This is a genomic window from Leptospira selangorensis (assembly GCF_004769405.1).
GTDB lineage: Bacteria > Spirochaetota > Leptospiria > Leptospirales > Leptospiraceae > Leptospira_B > Leptospira_B selangorensis.
The window spans coordinates 410,087-431,047 of sequence record NZ_RQES01000005.1; the positions used below are offsets into that span (position 1 = coordinate 410,087).

The 20,961-nt window shown below is 39.7% G+C and carries 21 protein-coding genes and 1 rRNA gene; 12 read left to right on the plus strand and 10 right to left on the minus strand.

Annotated elements, in window-relative coordinates:
- The first annotated feature begins 18 nt into the window (after window positions 1-18).
- Window positions 19-1,173: a bacteriohemerythrin gene (locus tag EHO58_RS03530; protein ID WP_135627707.1), complete on the plus strand. Its 1,155-nt coding sequence runs from the start codon at window positions 19-21 to the stop codon at window positions 1,171-1,173.
- Window positions 1,174-1,180: 7 nt separating this feature from the next.
- On the opposite strand, the gene EHO58_RS03535 is transcribed toward EHO58_RS03530, so the two are convergent.
- The 4 genes from EHO58_RS03535 to EHO58_RS03550 all read right to left on the minus strand — a co-directional run bounded on the left by EHO58_RS03535 (window position 1,181) and on the right by EHO58_RS03550 (window position 4,210).
- Window positions 1,181-1,807, minus strand: coding sequence for an LIC_13215 family putative lipoprotein (locus EHO58_RS03535; protein WP_135678647.1), 627 nt, complete (start codon window positions 1,805-1,807; stop codon window positions 1,181-1,183).
- A gap of 30 nt (window positions 1,808-1,837) precedes the next feature.
- A complete protein-coding gene (locus EHO58_RS03540) occupies window positions 1,838-2,236 on the minus strand; it encodes a DUF3052 family protein (RefSeq protein ID WP_135627705.1) in 399 nt (132 codons plus the stop codon).
- A 110-nt stretch (window positions 2,237-2,346) separates the two neighbouring features.
- Entirely contained in the window at window positions 2,347-2,931 is a 585-nt protein-coding gene (locus EHO58_RS03545) for a cytochrome C oxidase subunit IV family protein (protein WP_135627704.1), read from the minus strand.
- A 94-nt stretch (window positions 2,932-3,025) separates the two neighbouring features.
- Window positions 3,026-4,210, minus strand: a complete 1,185-nt coding sequence (locus EHO58_RS03550; RefSeq protein WP_135678649.1) for a hypothetical protein — start codon at window positions 4,208-4,210, stop codon at window positions 3,026-3,028.
- 84 nt (window positions 4,211-4,294) lie between these two features.
- Between EHO58_RS03550 and EHO58_RS03555 the strand changes: the two genes are divergently transcribed.
- From EHO58_RS03555 to EHO58_RS03565, 3 genes are all read left to right on the plus strand, one after another.
- Window positions 4,295-5,089, plus strand: coding sequence for an LIC13212 family protein (locus EHO58_RS03555; protein ID WP_135678651.1), 795 nt, complete (start codon window positions 4,295-4,297; stop codon window positions 5,087-5,089).
- A 355-nt stretch (window positions 5,090-5,444) separates the two neighbouring features.
- On the plus strand, window positions 5,445-6,002 hold the full coding sequence (locus EHO58_RS03560) for a hypothetical protein (RefSeq protein ID WP_135678653.1): 558 nt from the start codon (window positions 5,445-5,447) through the stop codon (window positions 6,000-6,002).
- Between the two features lie 136 nt (window positions 6,003-6,138).
- Entirely contained in the window at window positions 6,139-6,711 is a 573-nt protein-coding gene (locus EHO58_RS03565) for a hypothetical protein (RefSeq protein ID WP_135627701.1), read from the plus strand.
- On the opposite strand, the gene EHO58_RS03570 is transcribed toward EHO58_RS03565, so the two are convergent.
- Window positions 6,712-6,942 carry a hypothetical protein gene (locus tag EHO58_RS03570; RefSeq protein WP_135627700.1) on the minus strand — a complete coding sequence of 77 codons (231 nt, stop codon included), beginning with the start codon at window positions 6,940-6,942 and terminating at the stop codon, window positions 6,712-6,714.
- Window positions 6,943-6,999: 57 nt separating this feature from the next.
- The gene (locus EHO58_RS03575) at window positions 7,000-8,352 is read right to left on the minus strand and encodes an MFS transporter (RefSeq protein ID WP_135627699.1); all 1,353 of its coding nucleotides are present in this window, start codon (window positions 8,350-8,352) and stop codon (window positions 7,000-7,002) included.
- A 223-nt stretch (window positions 8,353-8,575) separates the two neighbouring features.
- On the opposite strand from EHO58_RS03575, the gene EHO58_RS03580 reads away from it, so the two are divergent.
- From EHO58_RS03580 to EHO58_RS03600, 5 genes are all read left to right on the plus strand, one after another.
- Window positions 8,576-8,803 carry a (2Fe-2S)-binding protein gene (locus tag EHO58_RS03580; protein WP_008589782.1) on the plus strand — a complete coding sequence of 76 codons (228 nt, stop codon included), beginning with the start codon at window positions 8,576-8,578 and terminating at the stop codon, window positions 8,801-8,803.
- Window positions 8,800-9,468, plus strand: coding sequence for a RibD family protein (locus EHO58_RS03585; protein WP_135627698.1), 669 nt, complete (start codon window positions 8,800-8,802; stop codon window positions 9,466-9,468). Before EHO58_RS03580 ends, EHO58_RS03585 begins: the two co-directional genes overlap by 4 nt.
- Window positions 9,465-10,109 (plus strand): biosynthetic peptidoglycan transglycosylase, encoded by a 645-nt coding sequence (locus EHO58_RS03590; protein WP_135678655.1) that lies wholly within the window; start codon window positions 9,465-9,467, stop codon window positions 10,107-10,109. Before EHO58_RS03585 ends, EHO58_RS03590 begins: the two co-directional genes overlap by 4 nt.
- 130 nt (window positions 10,110-10,239) lie before the next feature.
- Window positions 10,240-10,356, plus strand: a 5S ribosomal RNA gene (gene rrf, locus EHO58_RS03595).
- 615 nt (window positions 10,357-10,971) lie between these two features.
- On the plus strand, window positions 10,972-11,523 hold the full coding sequence (locus EHO58_RS03600; RefSeq protein WP_135678657.1) for a hypothetical protein: 552 nt from the start codon (window positions 10,972-10,974) through the stop codon (window positions 11,521-11,523).
- A gap of 83 nt (window positions 11,524-11,606) precedes the next feature.
- On the opposite strand, the gene gcvP is transcribed toward EHO58_RS03600, so the two are convergent.
- The 4 genes from gcvP to EHO58_RS03620 form a co-directional block, all read right to left on the minus strand.
- Window positions 11,607-14,495 (minus strand): aminomethyl-transferring glycine dehydrogenase, encoded by a 2,889-nt coding sequence (gene gcvP, locus EHO58_RS03605; protein WP_135678658.1) that lies wholly within the window; start codon window positions 14,493-14,495, stop codon window positions 11,607-11,609.
- A 9-nt stretch (window positions 14,496-14,504) separates the two neighbouring features.
- Window positions 14,505-14,897 carry a glycine cleavage system protein GcvH gene (gcvH, locus tag EHO58_RS03610; protein ID WP_086447347.1) on the minus strand — a complete coding sequence of 131 codons (393 nt, stop codon included), beginning with the start codon at window positions 14,895-14,897 and terminating at the stop codon, window positions 14,505-14,507.
- 15 nt (window positions 14,898-14,912) lie between these two features.
- Window positions 14,913-16,025, minus strand: coding sequence for a glycine cleavage system aminomethyltransferase GcvT (gcvT, locus tag EHO58_RS03615; RefSeq protein ID WP_135678660.1), 1,113 nt, complete (start codon window positions 16,023-16,025; stop codon window positions 14,913-14,915).
- Window positions 16,026-16,196: 171 nt separating this feature from the next.
- Window positions 16,197-16,664: a YiiD C-terminal domain-containing protein gene (locus EHO58_RS03620; protein ID WP_135678662.1), complete on the minus strand. Its 468-nt coding sequence runs from the start codon at window positions 16,662-16,664 to the stop codon at window positions 16,197-16,199.
- A gap of 194 nt (window positions 16,665-16,858) precedes the next feature.
- Between EHO58_RS03620 and EHO58_RS03625 the strand changes: the two genes are divergently transcribed.
- The 3 genes from EHO58_RS03625 (at window position 16,859) to EHO58_RS03635 (ending at window position 20,901) form a co-directional block, all read left to right on the plus strand.
- Window positions 16,859-18,883, plus strand: a complete 2,025-nt coding sequence (locus EHO58_RS03625; protein ID WP_135678664.1) for a neutral/alkaline non-lysosomal ceramidase N-terminal domain-containing protein — start codon at window positions 16,859-16,861, stop codon at window positions 18,881-18,883.
- 264 nt (window positions 18,884-19,147) lie between these two features.
- Window positions 19,148-19,627, plus strand: a complete 480-nt coding sequence (locus EHO58_RS03630) for a GlcG/HbpS family heme-binding protein (RefSeq protein ID WP_244241075.1) — start codon at window positions 19,148-19,150, stop codon at window positions 19,625-19,627.
- 50 nt (window positions 19,628-19,677) lie between these two features.
- A complete protein-coding gene (locus EHO58_RS03635; RefSeq protein ID WP_135678666.1) occupies window positions 19,678-20,901 on the plus strand; it encodes a hypothetical protein in 1,224 nt (407 codons plus the stop codon).
- Window positions 20,902-20,961: the final 60 nt, after the last annotated feature.

Sequence of the window (20,961 nt, forward strand, 5' to 3'; positions counted from 1 at the left end):
AGCTATAAGGATGATCTCATGTATGACGAAAGGGTTATAGAAAAAATCAGAGGCATTTGGAAGACATTCGATCTGTCTTTAGGAATTCCTGAAATAGATAAACAACATCTTTGGTTGATCGGAATTCTTGCTGATCTTGAGGATAAACTGGAGTCGGGGACCAGAGCCGAATTAGAAACTACATTTACGAATGCACTTTCTAAAACTTTAGATTATGCAACCGAACATTTCGCTCTGGAAGAAAAACTTTTGGAGAGTATAGGTTATACAAAACTAGGCCAACATAGATTACAACATATGCGGTTCATTACCGCACTCAGGAACCGTGTACGAAAAAGTTTCGAAGGAGACTTTGAAAATGCGGTTCTGGATCTGCTGAAAAATCTAAAAAAATGGCTGTTTAGACATATACTGAGCGAAGACAGACAATATGTGGATGCAGCAATGGTCCATGTAGACGATAAACTCACGGATTGGATGCAAAGACATTTAAATGCATCAATCTACGCGGATGAGATCGAAAAATTATACCAAATGGTCTTGTTCTCGGGAAAACAAGAGGTCTCAGTAGAATTTAAAAAACTGGGAGAAGAAAATCTAAAATTGATCTCCGATCTATGGTATCGATATAAACTCAAAACTGGGATCGCGATCGTAGATATACAACATCTATGGCTTTTGCAGTTATTGGTAAAAACGGACAAACTATATAAACAAAGATTAAAACAAGAAATAGATGCCGATTCCTTAAGCGCTCAATTAAAAGAAGCGATTTACGAAACGATAGAATATATCCGCGAACATTTTAATACCGAAGAATCTATTATGCATCATTTCCATTATATCGGGGAGAAAAATCACCAGAAACAGCATGAGAGATTTAATATTCTCATCAACGATATGATAGAAAGAAGCGAAAAAGAAGAGCTAGAATCCTTGGCAATTTTGATACAGGATTTAAAGGACTGGCTGGTAAGTCATATAGCGATAGAAGATAAAAAATTATTCTATTTCTTTAGGTCCCGTCTCTCCGAAGTAAATGAATATGTTCGGAATCTAAATAAGGAAGGCCGGATCCATATCTGGAAGGACGCAGTCTCGATTTACAAACTTCTAGTAGATTACGAGGATATAACCGAGGATAAAAAGCCTAAGTCTTTAAGACGCAACTAATCGAGGATTATATCTTTTCCGTCAGAGTCTGGATCGTGTTTAGGATCTTTTTATTCTTCTCCGAAAACTCTGACTCAGGTAAAGTGCCTGTAAAAATATACACGTAACCTTCTTTGAAAAAGATCCATTGGAGAGTTCTGATCTGTTTTTTTTCTGCGGTGTTTGGAAGAATAAACTTTGATTCAAAAAAAATACATTTCTCTTTTCCAAAACTGCATTTTTGAGGAACGGAAAGTATTTCGTATTCTTTATATATATTCGAATACAATCCGCTAATGGAAGCCACGTAATCTTCTAAGGTTGCTTTGGAATATTTTGCAGGAATCGGTTCCGATACAAAATTAATATTGGTCCTGATCTCGGAACCTTTGTTTTGTTCCGGCTCAAAAAGATAAAACATTACCTTAATATGTTTATCACTTGAGAATTCTCTTTTGTTTTTGGAACGGCTGGAGTCCGAACTATCTCGATTTGGATCATATTCTTCATAGATCCAGCCTTCATAATTTAATACTAAACCTAGTTCAGGGATCTCGATTGTCTTTTTGATTTCTGGGACTTTTTCGATACAGGCAAAACATAAGATGATCCCTGGTAATAAGAAACCTAGACTGTAACGTTCTAATAGGATCATGTTCGAGTTTCCGAATATTCGATACTGAATTTAACTTTTTCTTCTTCTGAAAAGTAAACCCGACCAAACCGAATCGATTGCGCAGACTTTAACGTCTACCAATCCCGTCTTCAAGCCTATTTCTCTAATCATATCTTCTTTTAAGTCTGTTTTCACACCTGAACTCATCTTAGGCCAAGAAATCCAAACCATTCCTTTGTCTGCGAGAAAGTCCGGGAACTTGGAGAAGTTTTTAGAAAGTTCATCTTTGCTCTTACAGAAAAAATGAATATAATCGAAGCTCCCCGCTAATATCTTCTTGAATGTAATATTGGGAGGAAGTTCTTCTAATAAGCCTTTAAATTCTTTCGGCTCGTTGATGATGATCGCGTTCTGGCCTTCTTTAAATCCTAATTTTTTGGCCAAGGGTGTACCTGAATATCCTGCCATAGTTCCTCTGCTCGATTCGGATACGAAAGCTGAAAGAAAAACCTCAGGCTACAAAAAAACCGGCTGTAAAGCCGGTTCTTTTGAAATACAAAGAAAGTATTTAATTCTTCTTAGTAAGGGAAGCCAGCGAAAATTTTCGCTCTTGTATAGATGTCCGCTACGGAAAATCCAAAAAGAAGAAGTAAGAACAAGAAGCCTGATCCGAAGATCACTCTGTTCATTACGTTATCATACTTAAGGTGCATGAAGTAAGCTAATACTAAGGAAGCTTTGATGGTCGCTACAAGCATAGCGATCACAGTGTTCATTGCTCCGAAGTCTACTTGAGCTACTAATACGGTGATTACAGTTCCAACGATCAGTGCAGCAAACACAAGAGAATAAGTTTGAACAGAGATCAGATGATGTCCGCCATGACCATGCTCTTCTGCGTGAGAAGTAACTGAACCTGGTTGCAGTTTAGTCTTACCTGCTTCGACGGCTTTTAATAAAGCCTGACCGATCATAGTGGACTTATTCTTTTCGAGATAAGTCTTGAGTCTGTCCTCTTCTACGATTTGAGCCAACAAGTTAACGGCAAATCCAGCAACGGTAGCATTTACAATCGCTCCCGCTCCGATAACAAATCCAGTGAAGGGAATCAAGAACCCGATACTTACGATAATATACAGCGCGTAATTGAGAAACAGTTCCATCTCTTTTCCTGAAACCTGAGTAATATCTGCAGGCTGAGTTCCCCGAAGGGATTGGAACCAGTCTCGGAGGCAGGTAAAGAATCACAAGTACATTTCAGGGGCCAAGAGCTCGGATACCGCTTTCCGAAACGATTTTGGCCTCTTCCCAAGGATCCTGGGTTTTTCCTGCCGGGAGACGGACCCAAATTAGGTTTTTTTGGTTGGGTCTTCTGTAAGGGGAGAAGAATGCGGAAAGTGGAAAAATTTCCCAACCTGTTTCCTTCTCCCAAATTTTTAATCTAGAATAAGGATCCGAGTTTTGGACTTTAGGTAAGAAAAGAAGAAGGTCGTTTCCCTTCTTAGGAAATCTATGTCGGAGCTCCAATAATAAACAGCCCATTGTCCATCTGAAATTGACTTCCGAAATTTTACGTAAAACCTGGGTCCCCTCAGATTTATAAAAGAAAGAATCTACTGAACCATACCCTTCATAGTTAGGATGGAATTTAGAGACTTGAGAAAAACTTTCCGACATTTCGGAAAGATAGTTTTGGATTTCAGAAAATTCTCCCATCCAAGTTCCGGAGTATTTTCCTTTATGATCGTTGAGTAGAATGGTACCTTCTTCTATTTTATATTTTCCGTTTTTTGCGGAGAATAACAAACTGAAATCTTTGGTTCTATCTACCCAGGTTTCGATCAGAAAAGGTTCTCTTTTTACTTTTAAGAATAAATAGGCTAGATCTTTTAACCCGGAAACATCTCTAAACTTCTGAGCGCCAGCAAATCCAAACTCAGTTTTTAAAACGAATTTTTGATCAGGAGAGAAGCGGTCCTTTTCCTTTTGTAAAAATATCTCCCAATCTTTCGAATTACGAATTGAGTAAGAAATTAGATCAGGATTCGATTCTTGGTTCCAATCGTTTTGGTTTAATTTAGATCCGAATTTTTTTGCAGAATCTGCAAGTAGAGTATCTATCTCTAATTCGTTGTTGTTGGAATTCCAACGGGATATTTTTCCCCATTCTTCCATTTGGATCTCTTTTTCCTTTTGCAGAGATTGTTTTATATTCCTAAGAAGAATAGGTTTTGGGATCTGTACTCCCTTCTCCTGCCAATATTTGATCCAGTTTTCTTCCGGAGGAGAATGAGCTAAAACTTTTGCCGAGTCCGGAAAAGAGTTTAGAACTGAAAAAGAGGATTCTAAGACTGAATTCCTGGCCTCCAATTCCCTCGGAAATAATTTTCCAAGTCGAAGTTCCTCTTCGAAATAAGCATTCGGGCGAAAGATTCGAGGCATAATCAGGAAAGAACCCTTGAAAAAATCCTTTTTAGGATCAAGAATAGGGTATAGTCTTTTCGATATTTAGAAGGAAGGCATCTAATGAAAACCCTTATCTTTCTCATAATTTCTCTTTTGGCCGTATTCATACAAATAGATGCGGCACCTAAAATCCTCACTATGGAAGAAAGGGAAATAGAACGTCAGATCGAAGCCATTCGTAAGGCTGGGTTTTCCGATATCGAGATAGATAATTTGCACGCTTCTATCTCTCAGAATATCCATCAGATCAATAAGATCCTTCAGATGGAGACTACCAAAAAAGCATTAAGATATATCGGTGACGAGCCTCAGGAATTGCCTCAATTCTTAAAAACGGATAGGGATAATAAACCTTATCTAGAATTGGATATGGGTTCCGGAGAATCTTTCTGGGACTTCCCTAAAACTTATCTTTATAACGCGCGTATCTTTATCTACCCGGGCAGCAATCCTGAAAAACTAGAAAAGATCATTATGCAATTTAAACGTACAAACTCTAACGGAGAAATTTTCGTAAGAGAGATGCGTAGGGTGATCAATATAGATCCTAAAGGGCCTCAAATTGGAAGTGAAGGAAAAAGAACTCCGAACAATAATAAAGAGATCAAATTAGAATATTATTCCAGCTATGATACTGAATTGATCTGGCCGGATACTCCGGTCCAATCCATAGCACCTAGTGTGGAGACCAAACTACATGAGGAAACCAATCCACTACCTTATAATAAACAAAAACAGATTATTGTAACATATAAAAAATATCTGCGTAAGGTGGACAAGAATGTTCGCCATAAGCTGAGAGATCTGGAGCTCAATCAAAAGAGACTGGTTTCTAAAATGTTGGAATTCCAATAAGAGAATTTTATAACATTAGAATAAGGGAAAAGGCGGACCGATCGGTTCGCCTTTTTTGTTATTGAGATATATCACAGTATACTGTGGTTTCTGTTAGAACCAGAAAAAGGAAAATCTGTGGCAAAACAAGCAGGATCATTTGTCGTCTAAACTTCCTATACGCTTATCCTTTGGCGCATGACGTTAGTTCTTACTCGTTGGATAACGATTGTTATCTACCTTGGTAAAAGAATGTATCCCATAAACAGGGAGAAAGTCGGTAATTTAGAAATATCCAATAGATATGTAATTGGATCAAAAAAATGTTTTCTGTTTCTCGCTTGCCTTTTCTTGGCGAAAAGGATTCTATTTACCGATGGCTATCCATTCCGTGTTCGGTAAATTACAATTCAAACCTGGCGAAGGGGAGATTTGTGTTTTATCTTCTCCTTATGAATTCGAACCCGCACTTTCCAGTTTAGGGGCTCCGGTCGATCGAGCACTAAGGTCCGGAAAAAGATACAGACTCATACTTGCATTCGTCCAAACAGAAGTCGAGATCCGCAATATAGCTTCTATGGTGCCAACCACCTTAATTGACGACGGACTTTTATGGTTAGCCTATCCCAAGAAGACATCCCGTAAATATAATGTATCTATTCATAGAGATGCAGGTTGGGATCCGCTCGGAAAGATCAGTTTCGAAGGTGTAAGATTGATCTCAATCGACGATGATTGGTCCGCACTCAGATTCAGGCATACTTCTCACATTAAAAATATGGAAAGGGACCCAAGTCTCACAGTAAGTGAAGAAGGTAAAAAAAAGACAGTAGCTAAGAAAAAACCCGCTAAGAAGAAGACTGTTCCTAAAAAAGTTTCTCCCAAGAAAAAAGTTACATCCAAGTCTCCTAAGAAAAAGGCCAAAAAGAAATAAGAAGGATTTGATTTTTTCGGAATCCGGAATTTTTCTCAAATTCCGTTCCTTCTTTTTGCAAAAAGGAGTCTTTCTTGGTGTCTATCAGGATAGGTTTCCAGAGATAATCCTTTGGGAAATAAAACGGTGTACTTTCATGTCAGGGAAGTTTTTGGGCCTTCTATCCAAATTTAGTTTTTATTATATAATCGGCATATTGTCGTTACTTGCGTGTACTCCCTCCATTGATAAGACACCTTACAAAGAATTAAGAGAACTCGCATTCGAAACGGAATACGATGATATAGGTATTCAAAATCCGAAAGGTAAAACAGTCGTATATGGTATCATCATGGACTGGCCCACTCAAAGAGAAGTAGTCACTTTAGCCGCATTTCTTTCCGGAGACGCGAGCCTATTTTTAACTTCAGGAGCTTCTTTTATAGGAGGCGGTGGAAGAGAAAGTATCCAAAAAAGTTCTACACGTTTCATTCACAAATATGCGTATCTTTGGAAACAAGGGAAGAAGGTCCGTTGGACCCCGAATCCGGACTTAGATCAGGTAAGATTCTTTTTTTTAACAACGCAAGGCACATATTATCTGGAAGATACTGTGAGTGAAATAGATTCGGATACTTCTACCCTTACCCCCATCTTTGACGAGGCCCAAGCAGTAATTTCCGAAATAAGAATAGAGGCTGAAAAAGAAAAGGATGATGACGACGAGTAATTAACTCGAAGAGTCTCTTCGAACGATCAGGTCGCTGATCACTTTTTCTTCTGTGAGATATTTACGGTTTAAGTAGGAGATGGCGTAGTTTAGAAATTTAGGAATTTCTTTACCTGCATCTAAAAGATCCAATTTGGTTTGAGTCAATTCATCCATAGTCGCCAAAGCCAATTTTCTTTGGCTTTGGTGGGACTCGAACTCGTCTTCTGTATTGAACTCAGTGCCTGCCACGATTTAATTATAAACGAGTAGCTACTAATTTCAAGCAAAAGCTTGGAAGAAGGAGGACTAATGTCCTCCGTTTCTTTCCCAATCCTTCGCTTTTTCGATCCCTCTTTTTTCATTCACAAAGATATTGATGATCAAAGAGATAAAGAAGAATACGGCAACGACCAAGAATGCATTTCTTAGATCGAAAATTTTCTGTAATATACCGATCGCAAAAACTCCGATTGCGGCTGCCAGTTTTCCGGAAAGACCCCAAAGACCGAAAAATTCCCCAGACTTGGATTCAGGAGAGAAGACTGCAACAATTGCTCTACTTGCAGATTGAGTGGATCCGACTCCTGAACCTGCGAGAGTTCCAAAGATCACGAATACCCATTGTACTGAAATATCAACTCCTAGTCCGTTAACAAAGTTAGTGATCTCTCTTACAAAATAAATTCCAATCAAGCAGAAGATCCAAAATACCAAAGTGATATTGAAAGTTTTTTTGGCCCCGATCTTATCTTGAACGAATCCGAAGAATATCGCACCTATCATTGCAAAAAATTGGAGCAATACGAATAATGCAGCTTCTTGTCCGGATGTAATCTTGATCTCTTGGTTTCCGTATAAGAATGCAAATGCAATCACGATAGCAAGTGCGGCCATGGAGAAGAATAAGGAGATTAAATAGATGACTAGGTCTTTAAAATGTCTTATCGATTTAATACTCTCTGATAATTGTTTAAAACCGATAGTAAGGTAACTTTCTCCTGCCGGTATTTTAATAGCAGGTTGGTACTCCTTCAAAAGTAAGAATGTCGGAATTCCAGCAAGTAAGAAGAACAATGCCGTAAGAGGTCCTACAAATCTAAGAGATCCGTAGATCGCCGGATCGATTGAAGGCGCCACAAGAGTCTGGACCAAGAATACGGAAAGAAGTCCTCCCATATATCCGACTCCCCAAGCATATCCTGAAATTTTTCCTAATTCTTCCTTAGGACCTAAATGAGGTAGGAAGGAAGAGGCAAAGTTTTCTCCGGAAGCGAAGAAGAAGTTGGAAAGAATGATTAGAGCAAAACCTAATTCCCAAGCACCTGGAGTAGCAACTAACCAAAAAGCCGCGGTGCTAATTACACAGCTGAGATAGCTCCAGAAAAGGAATGTTTTCTTTTTAGCGGAGAAGTCGGAGATAGCTCCGAATAACGGCCCTGTTAGTACTACTAATAGATAAGAGAAAAATAAAGCTAGTCCGAATAAAAAATTCCCATCCTCGTAAGGATTTGCCGGATTTGAGGAGATTGGAACGATTACTTCGGCGAAAACTCTGCAGTAGATGACTGTTATAATTACAGTAGTATAACTAGAATTGGCGAAATCGAACATGCACCATCCGAATATTTCCCTTAAGGGAGCGCGTTTGGTCACTTGCATTCTGTAGGTTTCCTTTATGGAATTTTCCGAATGAGGATGAGCTTCAAAGTCCGGTTGTCAACGAGAAATATCCCTTCTGGAATCCGTTATAAAAGCCTGTAGGTTCCTCGGAATCAGCATGTCGGGCTTCATCGGATTGGAAAAAAATTCTCTTGATCCTGACCTTCTAATGTTTAGCTTGAGTGATGGTTTTGCTTTCGGCGTCCAATAATTAGAAGGCCTGATGAATTCTTCCGACTTTAGTCAAATAGACCTGAACGCCCTGATGCGACCTCGAAAGGTTTGCGTATGCAACCAGGTATCCGAAGAGGATATTACGAATTCTATCCGCAGAGGGAATGACACTTTGGGTAAATTGATGAGGGACACAAGTTGTTGTACCGGCTGCGGTACCTGCAGAGGAAGAGTTCTCAAATTGCTTTCCGAAACCCTAGCATCCAAACCTCAATGAACCGTCCATTTTTAGCCGTGAATATGGCAATGACCTTGGACGGAAAGGTTTGCCGCCCCGACGGAAAATGGTATGGTCTCTCTTCTCGAAATGATAAAAGAAGAATGGACCAGATCCGCTCCGAAGCGGACGCTCTCATCCTTGGAAAAAACAGCCTTCTAAACGACGACCCGGTCACTCATCTCAGATATGTTGAATCGGAGAAGGAGCCCCGCGCAATTATACTCGTTAGAACCGGGACATTACCTTCCGATCGAAAAGTATTCCAATTTTCTAAAGTAAAACCTTTGTTGTTCTGTACTTCTAAAAATGAATCCCAGGTTAGATCCGAATTATCAGAGTTTGCGGAGATACTTCCATTAAAGGGAGAAGATTTGGATCCGGAGATCATACTGAAAGAATTAGAAAAAAGAGGGCATTCCAAAATACTTTTAGAAGGCGGACCTAGATTGAATGATTCGTTTTTTAGAAAGGGACTCGTAGATAGACTCTATCTCACTATCGTTCCATTCTTTATTGGACAATCCGGTTTACCTTCTATCACCGGCGGAGAATCCGCATATTTTAATTTTGATAAAACAGATTGGAAACTTGTATCTTCCGAACAGATAGAGCAGGAAGTATTTTTGATATACGATAAACAGATCAAACCCGAAGCCCAATGAACGAAGGAAACCATTTCTTACATAGATGGTTTTTCTTTGGGATCAGAAGTATTCTGGTATTAGTATTCCTTCTTCTTATTTATTACCAAACATTTCCTGAAAAAAGGATCTTATTCAGAGAGAACAAATTAATTTATCTACCTGAAAACTTAGAGTCAGTTCCTCTCGAAAACGATTGGGTACGGATAGAAGAATTACCACCAGGAAGTTTAGAATACTTGGTAGAAGTAGAAGACTATAGGTTTTATAGACATCGAGGATATTCATTGGCTGATATACAATCTTCTATCATACAAGCTGTCTTTTTTTTCAGAAGATTAAGAGGTGCGAGCACTTTAGACCAACAGCTTGCTAGAACATTATTCTTATCCAGAGACAAAACATTAACCCGCAAGCTAAGAGAGATCCGAATTGCACAAGCTCTTGATGAAGAATTAGGTAAAAGAGGAGTTTTGGAATATTATCTGAATTTAGTGTATTGGGGCCGCGGATTAAACGGGATTTATAGATCTTCCAAATATTATTTCAATAAACATCCGGGAAAACTTCTTCCAAGAGAATTTAAGGCGCTGGTCCAAATATTAAAAAAACCGGATGCATACTCCAGAGAAGAAGTAAGATCGCTTTCTTTGGAATATTGAGGGCTCTGATCGGAGTCAATTCTCTCAGGAAATTTAGAAAATTTGGCTCTTTCTTCTTCCTAAAAACTTCTTCTTTTTCTTTGAAAAAAAGTAGACTTCCGAGGTCCGCCGGGAATACTGGTTATAGATTCTCGGTGATTATAGAGAGAGGGTCACACCCGTTCCCATCCCGAACACGGAAGTTAAGCCTCTCATCGCTAATGGTACTGCATGGTTCGCTGTGTGGGAGAGTAGGACGTTGCCGGGTTTCTACTGTAATCATATAAGGCCGGACTTAACCTCCGGCCTTTTTTATTTCTTCTTACATTTTCCCTAAAAACATAACTCCAATTCTGAACTTGGCCTTATGATACATTTCGGATCTGAAATTGGGATGTATATATCCTGTTAATTCTGTATCGATTAAAAATCTGAACGACCTGTATAAAGTTTGGAACACGGCCGATCTGCATAAAAGACCATTACAAATAGTGAATATGATATGCGTTATATTGGAAATGGAATATCGACCGTTCGAAAAAAGATATTTCCAAATGAAATTTTTTTCCAAAATTTGCATCTTATTTATTTTGTGAGCTTGACGATTCAATGACTCGATAGTAGAATGCGGACCGCTCTGAAGGTATGGACCCGGGGAGTTAATGTTAGATTAGATGGGCATTTTATATCCTGTATACGGGTTCCAGTTGATGTACTATGGCGGTTGATTCCTGACTGTGTTTGGTCGGGAGGAATTCCCCTCCCGACCCACCTTTTTAAAACGATTCTAATATAATTTTTTTGAAATATAGGAATATTTCAGATCGCAAATTCTTTTTTGATATAGAACCTTGTCGAACCATTCGATTTAGGAGTCGATAGAATGTATCGTAAGCCGATATATCTTTTAAAATTCATAACTAGTATTCTCTTTGCAGGTCTGCTTATTTTAGGTGGGACTTCTCTTTCTGCAGAATCCCAATGCCAAGGTTTATCCAAAGGCCAATGCGAGTCCGATTCGGATTGTACTTGGGTTTCAGGTTATAGCAAACAAGACGGAACTAATGTAGACGCGTATTGTAGGGCTAAACCAGGAAAGGCTTCCGATTCTGGAGATTCAGTAAAAAAATCTAAGGCAAAGAAGTCCAAAGATAAGGACGAAGACGACGATAAAGACGAGCCTAAGAAAAAGAAAAAGTCTAAGAAAGACAAGGATGAGGATGACGATAAGGAATCCAAGAAATCCAAAAAAGATAAAGATGATGACGACTCTGATTCTAAGAAGTCCAAAAAATCCAAGAAGGATAAAGATAAGGACGACGATGATGGAGATTCCAAAAAATCTAAAAAGTCAAAGAAGTCTAAAAAAGACAAAGATGACGATGATGACTCCAAGAAGTCTAAAAAATCCAAAAAGAAAAAGAAAGACGATTAATCCTTAATCTTCATTCTTCTTAAAACAAAAAGACCGGAGCAAAACCCCGGTCTTTTTGTTTGTCTTCAGACTTTTAGAAAAAATTAAAGATAAGATTCTAAAGGAAGGCAGGAACAAACTAGATTCCTATCTCCATATACGTTATCTATTCTTCCTACATAAGGCCAGAATTTATGCTCTTTAGTCCAAGGTGCAGGATAAGCGGCTTTCTCTCTGGAATAAGTATGGTCCCAATTATCAGAGATCACCATTGCAGATGTATGAGGCGCATTTTTCAAAGGATTATCTTTAGGATCCGCTTTGCCTTGCTCTATCTCTTGGATCTCTGAGTGAATGGAGATCATTGCTTCACAGAAACGATCCAATTCTTCTTGGGACTCTGATTCAGTAGGTTCAATCATCAAAGTTCCAGGAACTGGGAAAGACATTGTAGGTGCGTGGAATCCGTAGTCCATCAGGCGTTTTGCGATATCTTCCACTTCTATCCCGCTAGTCTTTTTGAAAGGTCTTACATCCAGGATACATTCGTGTGCAACGAATCCGTTTTTGCCTTTGTAAAGTACTGGGAAATAGTTCTCTAAACGTTTTGCGATATAGTTCGCGTTTAAGATTGCAGCTTTGGTCGCTTGCTCCAATCCTTCCGTTCCTAAAAGTGCAATGTACACCCAGGAGATCAGAACGATACTTGCACTTCCCCAAGGAGCAGCTGAGACTGCACCATGTTCGTTGCCCGTTCCGTTATCTACCAGAGGGTGGCCAGGTAAGAAAGGTTTTAGATGTTCTGCGACTCCGATTGGCCCAACACCTGGGCCTCCACCGCCGTGAGGAATACAGAAAGTTTTGTGTAAGTTCAGATGGCAAACATCAGCGCCGATATTTGCAGGTCTTGTGATCCCTACTTGAGCGTTCATATTCGCTCCGTCCATATAGACCTGTCCCCCATTCTCATGAATGATGGAACAGATTTCCTTGATAGGCTCTTCGTACACTCCATGTGTAGAAGGGTAGGTGATCATTAATGCAGCCAGATCTTTAGAATGTTCTTTTGCTTTCGCTTTCAGATCTTCTAAGTCTACGTTTCCTTCTGCATCGCAGGCAATCACTACCACTTTGAATCCAACCATCGCTGCAGAAGCGGGGTTGGTTCCATGTGCAGAGATCGGGATCAGACAAATATCTCTGTCCTTATCCCCTCTGCTGATATGATAATTTCGGATTGCGAGTAGTCCTGCATATTCTCCTTGAGAACCTGCGTTTGGTTGTAGAGAAATTCCTGGGAACCCGGTTACCTGAGAAAGCCAAGATTCTAATTGAGAGAATACTGTTCTATATCCTTCCGTTTGGGTTGCAGGTGCGAACGGATGAATATTGGAAAACTCAGGCCAGGTAACTGGGAACATCTCCACAGTAGCATTGAGTTTCATTGTACAAGAACCCAAAGGGATCATGGAAGTCGTTAGAGAAAGGTCCCTGGATTCCAATTTTCTAATATATCTTAACATCTTTGTTTCTGTGTGATGAGAGTTAAACACAGGATGTGTAAGATATTCGGAAGTTCTCAAAAATTCATTCGAGATAGAAATTCCTTCTAAGGAAAGGTCGATCTTAGAGATCCCGAATATGGAAAGAATATCTTCCAGATCGGAAACTTCTACAGTTTCGTCTAGGGCGATTGAAATTCCACCATTTCCTAAACTTCTGAAATTGATCTCTTTTTTAGAAGCAGCATCTATATAAGTTTGGGCCTTGGACCCTAAATCTAAAACGATCGTATCGAAGAAGGTTTTGTTTTGGATGGCAAAACCTGCCTTCTCCAAATTTTTTGCCAATGTTTCGGTAAGTCTATGAATTCTAAAAGCGATGTCTTTTAGACCTTTAGGTCCATGATACACAGCATACATGGAAGATAGAACTGCTAATAGAACCTGTGCGGTACAGATATTAGAAGTAGCCTTATCTCTTCTGATATGTTGTTCTCTAGTTTGTAGAGAAAGTCTGAGTCCAGGATTTCCTTGGCTGTCTTTGGAAACTCCTACGAGTCTTCCTGGCATATTTCTTTTGAATTCGTCTTTGGTTGCAAAATAACCCGCGTGAGGTCCGCCGAATCCATAAGGTAATCCGAATCTTTGGGTACTTCCTACCGCTACATCTGCTCCGAATTCTCCAGGAGCTTTTAGAACTGTGAGTGAAAGTAGATCAGCGGCGCAAATTGTTAGAGCTCCAATATTATGAGCCAACTGGAAGAAACTTTCGTAATTATAAATGGTTCCTTCTGTTCCCGGATACTGGACTAATACCGCAAAATAATCTTCGTTTAATTCTGCGTTTAAATGATTTCCGACTTTTACTTCGATCCCAAGAGGAAGCGCTCTTGTGCGGACTACATCAATAGTTTGAGGATGGCATAACTCGGAGATAAAAAGTAATTTAGAAGTTTCGTTTTTACGAATACCATAGGCTAAGAATACTGCTTCTGCGGCAGCGGTAGCCTCGTCCAACAAGGAAGCATTTGAGATCTCCAAACCTGTTAGATCCATGATCATGGTTTGGAAATTTAGAAGTGCCTCTAATCTTCCTTGGGAAATTTCCGCTTGGTAAGGAGTATAGGCGGTATACCAACCCGGATTTTCCAAAATGTTCCTTTGGATTACTCCAGGCATTACACTCGCTTGGTAACCGGAACCGATATAAGAACGATACAACTTGTTTTTAGAAGCGATCTTTTTGAGATCATTTAAGATCTTTCTTTCGGTAGAAGCCTTAGGAAGATCCAAGGCTTTTTCCAAACGAATTCCTTCTGGAACTGCTTTTGCCACTAACTCTTCCAACCCGGACAGTCCGAGTGTGGATAACATTTCTTTGATCTGATCTTCGTCAGGACCTATATGTCTTCTGGAAAAAGTATCCAAAGGATCGAGTGGATTCTTCATTTCAGTTTGTTTGCCGGATTCGTTCCAAGTTGCCGTACTCATTCTATTTTCCTAATCCAGTTTGCTTACTAATTCTCTGTAAGATTCGGGATCTAATAATTTCTCCAATTCGGAAGAATTGATCCCTTTGACTCGGATCATCCAAGATCCAAAAGGATCTGAATTCACTGCAGCCGGGTTTTTGGAAAGGTTTCCATTAACTTCGACTACTTCTCCGCTGATAGGAGCGTATAAATCTTCTGCTGCCTTTACGGATTCTATCGTTCCGAATGTATCCAGTTGTTTGATGGATTTCCCGACTTTTGGAAGGTCCACAAAAACGATGTCTCCGAGTGCCGCCTGAGCATAGTCAGAAATCCCGATCAATGCGGTATCTCCTTCTACCTTTACCCATTCATGTTTTTCTGTGAACTTATAGCCCGGAGGTGCGTTAGTTACTGCCATTTGAAAATCCTTAGTTTAATTTTTCCGAATGCTTCCCGGAATGAAAGATTGGGTGAATATAATTGCGGACTTTGCCTGTCCTCTGATCTCAATTTGTATGGATTCTCCATGTTGGATCTTTTCAGAATCCACGAGTGCGAGCCCTATTCCTTTTTTTAAAGAAGGGGAGAAGGTACCGGAAGTTGTGATCCCGATATTTTTGCCGTTCGAATCTAAAACAGGCATATTCTCTCTCGGGACACCAGCTTCTTGTAATTCGAATGCCACGATCTTTCTTTTAGGCCCTTCTTTTTTTTCAGAGATGATCTGTTCGTATTTTGGATAAGGAGTTTTCTTTTCTTTTACGATCCAGCCTATCCCGGATTGGTTTGGACTTCTGTTCTCGTCCAACTCATGACCATACAAAGGATATTTTGCCTCTATACGAAGTGTGTCTCTTGCGCCTAAACCTACAGGAAGAAGTCCTTCTGTTTTTCCGAATTCCAAGAGTTCTTTCCAGATTTTTACACCAGTAGAATTAGAACTATAAATTTCGAATCCGTCTTCTCCAGTATAACCGGTCCTGGAGAGAATGATCTCTTCGCCAGCGAAAGGGAATAACACGAATTTATAATATCCGATTTGGCTTAGGTCCGATTTAAAATAAGAAGAAAGAATGGAATCAGCCTTAGGACCCTGGATCGCAATCTGATGCCAGGATGCACTTTGGTTCTCTAATTTTGCAGAACTTGGCACATACTTTTTCAGATACGCATAAACTGAATCTACATTGGATGCGTTTGCGCAGATCATATATTTTTGGTCGTTAAACTTGTAGAGAGTGATATCGTCTACCAGTCCACCATTCTCATTGATGATTGCATTGTACTGCACTTGTCCGTTTGTTAATGAAGAAACCGAATTACATGTAACTGATTCGAGAAAGCCAAGTATGATATCAGCCTGGCCTTCTATAAAAATTTCTCCCATATGAGAAACGTCGAACAGGCCGGCAGCTTGTCTAGTCGCAGTATGTTCAGCGATGATTCCGGAATACTGAACAGGCATGTCCCAACCGCCGAAAGGGATCATCTTAGCGCCTAAAAGTTTATGCTCCTCATACAGAGGTGTGGTTTTCCATTGGGACATAAGCGTTTGGGGCCATCATTTCATCGCAGTTCCTAGGGAAAAACAATTTTAGGCCCCTTTAAAAAAGATTTAAAGGGCTTTCTTTAGAATGGTTCGAGAAGAAGGTCCCTGACTTGGTAGGAACTCCAACAAATCGTACACTGACGAAATTTGGGCGGTAGAGTTAATCTATCATTCTTTCAATTTTTTTCTGACATAGATGACTTTATCTACTTCCGCTACTAGTTTACCTGTTTTCACATCTACGATCTGAGCAGTGAAGGTAACGTCCATTTTTCTTTTACGATCTGTTTCTTCTTTGATCTCTTGGATTTTCTCCTTAGGGATATAGAACTCTGCTCTTACAGTACCTTCTCCTGGTTTTATAAATCGTATAGTTGCCGCCTTATCCCAGACCAAATATCCCGGGCCTAAATGTTCCATTAGGATCAACATATAAAAAGGATCACACATGGAGTAGAGAGATCCGCCGAATTGTGTTCCCACATAATTTTTATTAAAAGGTGTGAGTTTCATTGTGGTGGAGAATAAAGTTCTCTCTTTGTTCAAGGCTTTCACCTTGATCCCCGCTCCAAAATAAGGAGGATAGATATTGAAAAAATGAAATTTAAGTCTTTGTAAAAAACCCGGCTGGGACATAGAAGATTCCTGATCTGTATTTCTTATTTTATCCCAAACTAATAAGAGGCTCAAAAATCCGAGCGATTTTTGGGGAATATAATTGGTTTGTAAGACAGATCGATATGATACTTACATCCGAAAATTCTTGCTAAGAGGCTTTGTGTCTGATAGCAAGTAGAGGCTAAAAAAACCAGAGAATTCCCGGAGGGGGAATGAAACCGAAACAAATTGTGAAGAAAATTCAACCGTATCTAATCTCGATCTTTTTGATCTTAATGGCAATGTCCTGTGGAACCGTTGCTGAATACAAGATCTCTTATAAAAAACCTGAAATCGTTTCCAAAACCAAAGGACTGGTTGCTGGGATTTCCAAGGTGGATTTAACTCCTCCTCCCGGTTTACCTTTAGCAGGTTATTCCAAAATGGCTGAAACCGAAAAAGGTTTTCGCACTCGTATTTATGCTCGAATTTTCTATATTAGAAAAGATGCAAATGAACCGGTTGTGTTGATCCAAAGTGATCTTTTGTCCGGATCTCTTTTGATCCATCATTTGCTTGCAGAACGTTTGGCTTCTAAGACAGACATCTCCTTTGGTGGGATCGTATTTGCAGGAACTCATACACATTCTGCTCCTGCTAACTTCTACGATAATAATTTTTACAACGAGTTTGCTTCTAATAAGCCTGGATTTGATAAGGGTTGGACTGATTTCGTATTGGATCGTTTGACTAATGGAGTAGAAGAAGCATACAAGTCCGCAAAACCTGCTAAGATCGCTTCCGGAAAAACGGCAATTTGGGGATTGACCAGAAACAGATCCTTGGATGCGTACCGAGCTAATAAAAATTCAGGATTCGAAGAATTAAAACCTGAGATCCAATACCAAGCGATCAATCCTGATCTAGTGATGATCCGTATTGATGCACAAGACAAAGACGGAAGATACAAACCTCTTGGTGCATTCTCCACGTTCTCCGTTCACGGAACTACTGTGCCTGATTCTAACGATGTTGCAAACGCTGACGTATTTGCTTACCCAACTCGAATTTTAGAGAAGAAGATCCGCAGAGATTTTAAACCAAGCTGGGATCCAATCCATGCACTGAACAATTCTACTCATGGAGATAATTCTCCTGATTATCGTGAAGACATGCAAGGTTTCATCGAATCCAGAAGAATTGGGGAAGCAATCGGAGAAGAAGCAGCCAAACTTTTCGATTCTCTACAAAACTCCCTAAGCACAGATGCGAATCTTTCTTTTAACACAAGAGAAGTGGATCTGTATGAAAACCAAAAGATAGGAGATGCAGAAGTTTGTGATCGTCCTTATGTAGGGACTGCATTAACAGGCGGCGCAGAAGATGGACTTACTCCGGTTCTGAATTGGCTTCCATTCTTTGCGGAAGGTTGGCCTCGTTGGTTTTTAACAGGTGGTTGCCAAGGCCATAAAAGGATCGTAGGTTTTAAATATCTTCAACCTATCGTTCTGCCTAAATCAAAGTTTCCTCATAAACTTCTTTTGCAGTCTGTGAAAATTGCAGACACACTTCTTCTTCCTGTTCCTTTTGAAGTAACAAAAGAATCCGGAAAAAGATTCGTAGATGAGGCATTAAAGTCCAGTTCTCAACCGATCAAAAATGCATCAGTAATCAGTTGTGCAAACGGATATTTTGGTTATGTAACTACTCCGGAAGAATATACTCGCCAACATTATGAAGGCGGTCACACTCTTTACGGACCAGGCACACAACCATTCTTACAGGCACATCTTGCTGACCTGACTAAAAATCTTCCGCCTGCCGGAGGAAAAGAATCTTTCCCTGCATCTTGGAATTACGAATTGGATCGTTCCGATCGTTTTCCTGAAACTGAGAAATCAGAAGGTGTAAGAGAATTAGTAGATTCTCCTGAACTGATCTTAGCAGAAGAAAATTTGGAAAAACATTGGGTATTCCGTTATAAGGATGTAGGTGTTTCTGAAATTTCCCTACATGAATCTTTAGTTTCTATCGAATACAAAGAAGGAACTTCCGATTGGAAAGAATTAACTCATGAAGGTGAACCTGTAGACGACAAAGGAGTGGATATCGAAGTGAAAAAAACTTCCAACTCCGGAAAAGGAATGGCAGTTTACCAAGTTCGTTGGTACAACCCGGAACAAATCGCAAAACGCAAATATAGATTTGTGATCCGCCCTCGTGTCGGCCAAGCTAAGTTCGTTTCCCCAGAGTTCTAAGATCCTGAAAATAGGAAGGATCTCTTTTTTCTTGACAAAGAGATTCTTTCCTTCTAACCTATAGAGGTTGCCGGAGTTCTTTCGGCGGCTTCTTTATCTACAAAAGACGACTTCGTTTTTTGTCCTACCTTAGTTCGTCTTGCATTCACCGGTTCGGCCCAAGACAAAAATCCAAAACTAAAAATACGAGGCCTTCTCTTCGATGATTCGAGGCGAGGAGTTCCTACGTTTAAGGAGATTTTTTTGAAAATCAATTATTTGAATATGATACGTACTGCGATTTTGTTTTTCGCATTTTTTGGAGGGATCGGAGTGACCCAGGCTCAAACTTTAACTTACGGACAGAACATCAACTTAGAACAGGCAAAAAAGGTGATCGCTGCCGCAGAAGCCGAAGCGAGAAAGAATCAATGGAATATGGCAATCGCGGTTGTGGATACCGGAGGAAATTTAGTATTATTCCAGAGAATGGACAATACACAGATCGGTTCTATCGAGATCGCAAAAGGTAAGGCCTCGACTGCAAATAATTTTAAACGTCCTAGTCGAGCTTTGGAAGAAGCGATCGAAAAAGGTGGTATTGGTCTAAGACTTTTAGCCGTTCCGGGAGTTTTTCCTTTAGAAGGTGGAGAGCTGATCTTTCTGGACGGAAAAATTATAGGAGCGATCGGAGTTTCAGGAGCACAATCTACTCAGGACGGGCAAGTAGCAAAGGCGGGAGTGGCTGCTTTAAGTTCTAAATAGACTTTTACTTTTTCCCTTTCCTGGAGAATCGATTTTAAAAGGATATCTCTATGGATTGGAAAATTTCCAAATTTAAATCTGGCAAACCTCTTAGGTGGGAATTTTTAGTTCCACCAGGTTCTGCCAGAGAAACGGAAACTCTACTTTCTCAAATTGTTTCCGATCCATTCCTTCCTAGAAATCATACTCCTGAATTTAAGGTTTTTCCGGAAAAGTTTGTATTAGAAAAAACGAATTTTCGTCAGGCATTAGAAGTGTTAGTGAGAATTCCTTGGATCAGGGATTTTCGTTTAAACCTGGGCAAGTTTCCTTTGGACGAAAATTTTGATTTCTCAGGTTTGATAGAATCTTTAAAGCAGAACGAAATTTTACCGGAAGGCTGGGGAATAAACTTCCATCCACAGGTGAGAGGAAGAAAAGAAATTTCCAGAGAAGAATTATATTCTTTTTGGGAAGAATCTTATTTCTCATCTGGAGATCCTGATTCTAAAAACACTGAACTGAATGCACTTGCTCTGGGAGATAGTATCATTCTTTCTTTGAGTCTGGCCGGTGCTCCTATTTTCCAAAGAGGAAATTTTAAACCTCTATCTAAATCTGCTCCAGTCAGGGAAGATACAGCCACTTTTCTTTTACATTTATTAAAGAAGAATATGCCGGAACCTAACGCAGTCTTTGTACCATTTGCAGGTTCAGGAACATTTATCTGGGAGTCGGCTTCTTCACTTTTTAAACTTGGATTTCCTCATTTGGATCGGAATTATATGTTCCAGGAAATGAAGGAATTTCCCGCACCTAGTTGGGAATTTTTAAAACGTAAGATCGGTCCGGAAGAAGAAGGTAAAAAATTCACGTTCTGGTATAACGATTCCGAACCGGAAGTTTTCTCTTATCTAAACGAAAGAAAAGAAGAATATCAGAAATTTATAAAACAATTTCCCTTGAGTCTTGAAAATCGGTTTATTGGGAAAGAAGGGGACTTCTTCTCTTTATCTCCTAAAGAGGTCTGGGAATCCGCAGGCAAACCGCAAAAGATCTGGATGCCTCTTAATCCACCTTATGGTTTAAGAATCCAAAAAGGTTCCGATTTAGGATTGTACAGACGTATCGCTGAAACTCTAAAAGTTTGGTGGGAACTTCCTTGCGAAGTTTCCGGATTCATTCTTTGTCCTGATGAAGAAACCTGGTCCGCTTTTTTGAAAGGAATTAGCTCCAAATTACAAACTGTTCATATCACCCATGGAGGTTTGGATTTACGGGTAGTTTATTTCTGATCTTAAGTTTTTCGCTTTAAATTTCGAACCAGTCTAATATCAAATTTATTTTTTATACGG

What these genes read in the sequence shown, in the direction of transcription:
- gcvH (WP_086447347.1), bottom strand. Translation starts at nt 14,897, where the DNA reads ATGGCAGTAACTAACGCACCTCCGGGCTATAAGTTCACAGAAAAACAT.
- EHO58_RS03585 (WP_135627698.1), top strand. Translation starts at nt 8,800, where the DNA reads ATGAACCGTCCATTTTTAGCCGTGAATATGGCAATGACCTTGGACGGA.
- gcvT (WP_135678660.1), bottom strand. Translation starts at nt 16,025, where the DNA reads ATGTCCCAATGGAAAACCACACCTCTGTATGAGGAGCATAAACTTTTA.
- EHO58_RS03620 (WP_135678662.1), bottom strand. Translation starts at nt 16,664, where the DNA reads ATGTCCCAGCCGGGTTTTTTACAAAGACTTAAATTTCATTTTTTCAAT.
- EHO58_RS03540 (WP_135627705.1), bottom strand. Translation starts at nt 2,236, where the DNA reads ATGGCAGGATATTCAGGTACACCCTTGGCCAAAAAATTAGGATTTAAA.
- EHO58_RS03635 (WP_135678666.1), top strand. Translation starts at nt 19,678, where the DNA reads ATGGATTGGAAAATTTCCAAATTTAAATCTGGCAAACCTCTTAGGTGG.
- gcvP (WP_135678658.1), bottom strand. Translation starts at nt 14,495, where the DNA reads ATGAGTACGGCAACTTGGAACGAATCCGGCAAACAAACTGAAATGAAG.
- EHO58_RS03575 (WP_135627699.1), bottom strand. Translation starts at nt 8,352, where the DNA reads ATGCAAGTGACCAAACGCGCTCCCTTAAGGGAAATATTCGGATGGTGC.
- EHO58_RS03530 (WP_135627707.1), top strand. Translation starts at nt 19, where the DNA reads ATGTATGACGAAAGGGTTATAGAAAAAATCAGAGGCATTTGGAAGACA.
- EHO58_RS03565 (WP_135627701.1), top strand. Translation starts at nt 6,139, where the DNA reads ATGTCAGGGAAGTTTTTGGGCCTTCTATCCAAATTTAGTTTTTATTAT.
- EHO58_RS03630 (WP_244241075.1), top strand. Translation starts at nt 19,148, where the DNA reads ATGATACGTACTGCGATTTTGTTTTTCGCATTTTTTGGAGGGATCGGA.
- EHO58_RS03545 (WP_135627704.1), bottom strand. Translation starts at nt 2,931, where the DNA reads ATGGAACTGTTTCTCAATTACGCGCTGTATATTATCGTAAGTATCGGG.
- EHO58_RS03625 (WP_135678664.1), top strand. Translation starts at nt 16,859, where the DNA reads ATGAAACCGAAACAAATTGTGAAGAAAATTCAACCGTATCTAATCTCG.
- EHO58_RS03600 (WP_135678657.1), top strand. Translation starts at nt 10,972, where the DNA reads ATGTATCGTAAGCCGATATATCTTTTAAAATTCATAACTAGTATTCTC.
- EHO58_RS03590 (WP_135678655.1), top strand. Translation starts at nt 9,465, where the DNA reads ATGAACGAAGGAAACCATTTCTTACATAGATGGTTTTTCTTTGGGATC.
- EHO58_RS03555 (WP_135678651.1), top strand. Translation starts at nt 4,295, where the DNA reads ATGAAAACCCTTATCTTTCTCATAATTTCTCTTTTGGCCGTATTCATA.
- EHO58_RS03560 (WP_135678653.1), top strand. Translation starts at nt 5,445, where the DNA reads ATGGCTATCCATTCCGTGTTCGGTAAATTACAATTCAAACCTGGCGAA.
- EHO58_RS03580 (WP_008589782.1), top strand. Translation starts at nt 8,576, where the DNA reads ATGAATTCTTCCGACTTTAGTCAAATAGACCTGAACGCCCTGATGCGA.
- EHO58_RS03550 (WP_135678649.1), bottom strand. Translation starts at nt 4,210, where the DNA reads ATGCCTCGAATCTTTCGCCCGAATGCTTATTTCGAAGAGGAACTTCGA.
- EHO58_RS03535 (WP_135678647.1), bottom strand. Translation starts at nt 1,807, where the DNA reads ATGATCCTATTAGAACGTTACAGTCTAGGTTTCTTATTACCAGGGATC.